This is a genomic window from Azoarcus sp. TTM-91 (assembly GCF_012911025.1).
In the GTDB taxonomy this organism is placed as follows: domain Bacteria; phylum Pseudomonadota; class Gammaproteobacteria; order Burkholderiales; family Rhodocyclaceae; genus Azoarcus.
Window position 1 is genome coordinate 1 of record NZ_WUEI01000196.1, and the last position, 4,580, is coordinate 4,580.

Below are 4,580 nucleotides of genomic sequence, written 5' to 3' on the forward strand. Positions count from 1 at the left end.
CCCTCGGAGAGGCCTTCGTCGAGGGTGAAGGCGATGACCTCGAAGGCGGTGTCGCCGATGCTGAAGGTGAAGCGCAGGGCGGATTGCTGGGGCATGGCGGTCCTTGCAGGCCGCGCGGGGGGCTGGAGGGCGCGCCGGGATGGCGCTGCGTTGGGAGCTGTTATGGCGGCAATGCAAAAATCATAGTGTGCGTTACAGGATATGACAATAAGGTTGTCTGGCCCTGGCCCTGGCCCAGGTCTCTGGCAGGGCTCCGCCGAAGGAGCCGGCGCACGCCGGGTACTCAGTGGCTGGCGATGGTTGTCGGGGGCACTGCCGCAATCGAAGGCGGCGGCTGAAAAAGGCCGGTGGATGCGTATGCATGCCACCGGCCTTCTGCTGGTAGTGCTGACTGTGCTGGCGTCGCTGCTTGATCCCTCGCTTTCGGACGCGGCGGGAAAGTGCTGCCTCCTCCTTTTGCTATGCCATAAGAATGGATCAGGCGGCTTGCCGGTCCGCTCCCGCATGAAAGCCGGCAACCGGCTCCGTCGTCCTCATTCGTCCCCGAACACCGGTTTCAGCCGCGGGAAGTCGATCACCCCGTTCTCGCGCACGTACTGCGCCCAGCCGGCAAGCAGTTCGGCGAGCTTGTCCGGCTGGCTGGCGGCGAGGTCGTGCACTTCGCCGGGGTCGCGGGCGAGGTCGTAGAGCTGCCAGGTTTCCGGGCCGCTGGGCGCCGGGATGAACACCGCCTTCCACTGGCCCTTGCGCACCGCCTTGCGGCCGAAGAGTTCCCAGCCGGTGATGGTGTCGTCGGCGTGGATTTGTTCACTGCGGCCTTCCAGCCAGTTGCGCCAGGAGCGGCCGCGCGGGGCCTCGATGGCGCGGCCGCGGTATTCGCCGCCGGGGTGGGCGACGCCGGCGAAGTCCAGCAGCGTGGGCGCGATGTCCATCACCGTGGCGAAGTCGTGGGCAACCTCGGCCTTGCGGGCGATGGCGGGGTAGTGCAGGAAGGAGACGACGCGGATGCCGCCCTCGGTGGTGAAGCCCTTCTGCAGCCGCGCCGGTGCGGTGGCGGCCTGCGCCCAGCGCGGGCCGTACCAGACGTAGGAGTTGCCGCGGCCGATGTTCTCCAGGCTGTTGTCGTAATACTCGGCGATCACCGCTTCCAGGTTGGGGCCGAAGGTAGGCCAGGCTTCCAGCAGCGTGCCTTCGGCGCCGTTGTCGGAGAGGAAGAGCACGATGGTGTCGTCCAGCTTGCCGCGCGCTTCGAGGTGGTCCAGCACCCGGCCGATGTTCCAGTCCATGCGATCCACCATGGCGGCATAGACCTCCATGGCGCGGGAGAGGAAGGCGCGGCGCTCCTCGCTCAGTTCCTCCCACGGCGGTGTCTTGGTGGTCACCGGGTGGGCTTCAACCTCCTCGCCGATCAGGCCCAGGCGCTTGAGCGCGGCCAGGCGTTCCTCGCGCAGCGCGGCCGGGCCGGCGTCATAGCGGCCGCGGTATTTGGCGATGACTTCGTCCGGCGCCTGCAGCGGCCAGTGCGGCGCGCTGTAGGGCAGGTAGGCGAAGAAGGGGCGCTCGTCGCCGACGTCCTCCAGCTCCTGGAAGTAGCCGAGCAGGATGTCGGTGAAGCTGTCGGTGGAATAGAAGTCCGCCGGCAGCGCGTCGATGAAGCGGTCGTTTTCGGTGTACAGGCCGGCGGTGCTGCGCAGCAGGCCGGGGCGCTGTTCCGGCGCCAGCGCCGGCTCGAAGCCGTAGTGGTTGGCGGCGCCGGGGATGAGGGCGAAGGAGCGCTCGAAGCCGCGTGCGCCGGGCAGCGAGGTGGGCGTGCGGCCCAGGTGCCACTTGCCGGACATCAGCGTGGCGTAGCCGGCGTCGCGCAGCAGTTCCGGCAGGGTGACCACGCGTTGGTTGAGGTGGCCTTCGTAGCCGGGCTTGTCCTTGACCTCGTCCGGCAGCGCCTCGGCCATGCTGCCGATGCCGGCGATGTGGTGGTCGGTGCCGGTGAGCAGCATGGAGCGTGTCGGCGAGCAGGCAGAGGCGGTGTGGAAATCGGTGAAGCGCAGGCCGGCCTTGGCCAGGGCGTCCAGGCGCGGGGTGTCGATCTCGCCGCCGAAGGCGCCGATGTCGGAGAAGCCGAGGTCGTCGGCGACGATCAGGAGGATGTTGGGACGGCTCATGGGGTGGAGGCTCCAGGGGCGGATTGGATGGTTCCGGAGAGGGGGATGGCGGCGGCAGGCGGGGTGCGCCAGCGCCGCGAGACTTTGTTCAGGTGGGCGCTCAGGCGGCCAGCGGCTGCTCGGTCAGCAGTTCCACCAGCCCGGCGCAGCGCTGTTGGAACGCGGCGCCGTTGCGCTCGCGCGGCTGTGGCAGGCCGACCTCCACCACCTCGCGCACCCGGCCGGGACGTGGCGCCATTACGACCACGCGGTCGGCCAGGAACACCGCCTCGTCCACATCGTGGGTTACCAGCAGCATGGTGATGTTCTTGCGCTCGCGGATGCGCAGCAGCTCGGCCTGCATCTGCCGGCGGGTGAGCGCGTCCAGCGCGCCGAAGGGCTCGTCCAGCAGCAGGATGCGCGGGCTGGCGACCAGGCCGCGGGCAATCGCCACCCGCTGCGACATGCCGCCGGAGAGCTGGTGCGGCAGCGCCTGCTCGAAGCCGCCGAGGCCGACCAGCTCGATGTGCTCCTGCACCCGGCGCGCCTTTTCTTCTGCGCCCAGCGCCTCGTTGGCGATGCCCAGCGCCACGTTCTGCGTCACCGTCAGCCAGGGGAAGAGGCGGTGCTCCTGGAACACGATGCCGCGGTCGGCGCCGACGCCGCGCACCGCGTGGCCGTCGATCTCGATGTGGCCCTGGTCGGCCTGCTCCAGGCCGATCAGCAGGCGCAGCAGGGTGGATTTGCCGCAGCCGCTGCTGCCGACGATGGCGACGAACTCGCCCTCGCGCATCTGCAGCGAAACATCGCGCAGCGCCTCGAAGCTGCGGCCATTGACGGTGAAGGTCTTGCCGACGTGGGCGAAATCCACGATGGGCTGAACGGGGGAAGCGGTGCTCATACGGTTCTCCAGCGGGTTGCGCGGCCTTCTAGGGCGCGGCCGGCGAGGTTGAGAAAGGCGCCGGTGAGGCTGACCAGCACCACGCCGGCGAGGATGGTTTCGGTGTTCATCAGCTGCTGTGCATTGATCATCAGGCTGCCGATACCGATGCTGGAGGCCATGAAGTACTCCGCGCCTATGGTTGCCAGCCAGCCGTAGATCAGCGCCAGCCGCAGGCCGGCGAAGATGGCGCTGGCCGCGCCCGGCAGCACCAGGTAGCGCAGCCGCCGCAGGAAGCCCAGGCGCAGCACCGCCGCCGTCTCCACCAGATTGGCCGGCAGGTTGGCGACGCCGCGCTGGGTGGCGATGTGCACCGGGAAAAAGCTGGCGATGGCGATGAACAGCACCCGCGCGCCCTCGCCGGTGCCGGCCCAGGCGGTGAGCAGCGGCAGCCAGGCGAAGATGGCGATCTGCCGCAGCGTGCCCAGGGTGCCGCCGAGCAGGCGCTGCAGCGTCGGCCACAGCCCGCTGGCCAGCCCCAGCACCAGTCCGGCGCTCGCGCCCCAGGCGAGGCCGTGCAGGTAGCGGCCCAGGCTCTGGCCCATGGCCGCGGTCAGCGTGCCGTCGGCCACGCCCTGCCACAGCGCCCGCAGCACGTCTTCCGGCGGCGGCAGCGCATGGTCCGCCACCCAGCCGCGGCTGCTCGCTACCCACCACAGCAGGCAGGCGGTGGCCGGCAGCAGCCAGGGCAGCAGGTCGCCGCGGACGGCGGCGGGGTGGCGATGGCCCTGCAGCGCCGGCCGCGGCCAGCGCACCAGCCGGCGGTCCAGCGTCTGCGCCGCATGCTCCATCGCCAGCCCGAGCAGGCCGATGACGGCGATGCAGACGAAGACGATGTCGAGCTGGAACATCTGCCGCCCCCACACCATCAGGTAGCCGATGCCTTCGGAAGAGGCCAGCAGCTCCACCACCACCATGGAGGTCCAGGCGCTGGCCAGCGCCAGCCGCAGCCCGGTGAGCATGGCCGGCAGCGCGGCCGGCAGGTAGAGCCGCGTCATCATCAGCCAGGGCGACAGCCGCAGCACCCGCGCGGCCTCGCGCAGCGGCCCCGGCACGTCGCGCATGCCGGCCTGGGTGTGGATGGCCATGGGCACCAGCACCGCGTTGAAGATGATGACCACCTTGAGCAGGTCGCCGATGCCGAGGAAGACCATCAGCAGCGGCACCAACGCCAGGTTGGGCACCTGCACCCAGACGGCGAAGCTGGGATAGAGCAGGCGCTCGCCGCGGCGGGAAAGGCCGAGCACGCTGCCCAGCGCAATGCCGGCAAGCACGCCCGGCACCAGGCCCAGCAGCAGGCGGCGCAGGCTGTGCAGAACGTGGTCGACCAGCTCGCCGCCGTGGGCGAGATCCAGCGCGGCGATGCCGACCTCGCCGGGCGCCGGCAGGGTCTGCGGCGAGATCCACACGTAGTGCAGCGCCAGCAGCCACAGTGCGGCCAGCGCCAGCGGCGTCAGCCAGGGCAGCAGCGCGGCGGGGCTGGGCCAGCGGAGCAGGGG

The 4,580-nt window shown here is 70.3% G+C and carries 3 protein-coding genes; all 3 read right to left on the minus strand.

What is annotated here, in order from left to right; all coding sequences use genetic code 11:
• Nucleotides 1–533: 533 nt before the first annotated feature.
• Entirely contained in the window at nt 534–2,162 is a 1,629-nt protein-coding gene (locus tag GRF61_RS23330; RefSeq protein ID WP_169153006.1) for an arylsulfatase, read from the minus strand.
• 100 nt (nt 2,163–2,262) lie between these two features.
• Complete coding sequence (locus GRF61_RS23335) at nt 2,263–3,042, minus strand: ABC transporter ATP-binding protein (protein WP_169153007.1); 780 nt, start codon at nt 3,040–3,042, stop codon at nt 2,263–2,265.
• On the minus strand, nt 3,039–4,580 hold a 1,542-nt coding region (locus GRF61_RS23340), incomplete at its 5' end, for an ABC transporter permease (RefSeq protein WP_211166167.1). The genes GRF61_RS23340 and GRF61_RS23335, both read right to left, overlap by 4 nt.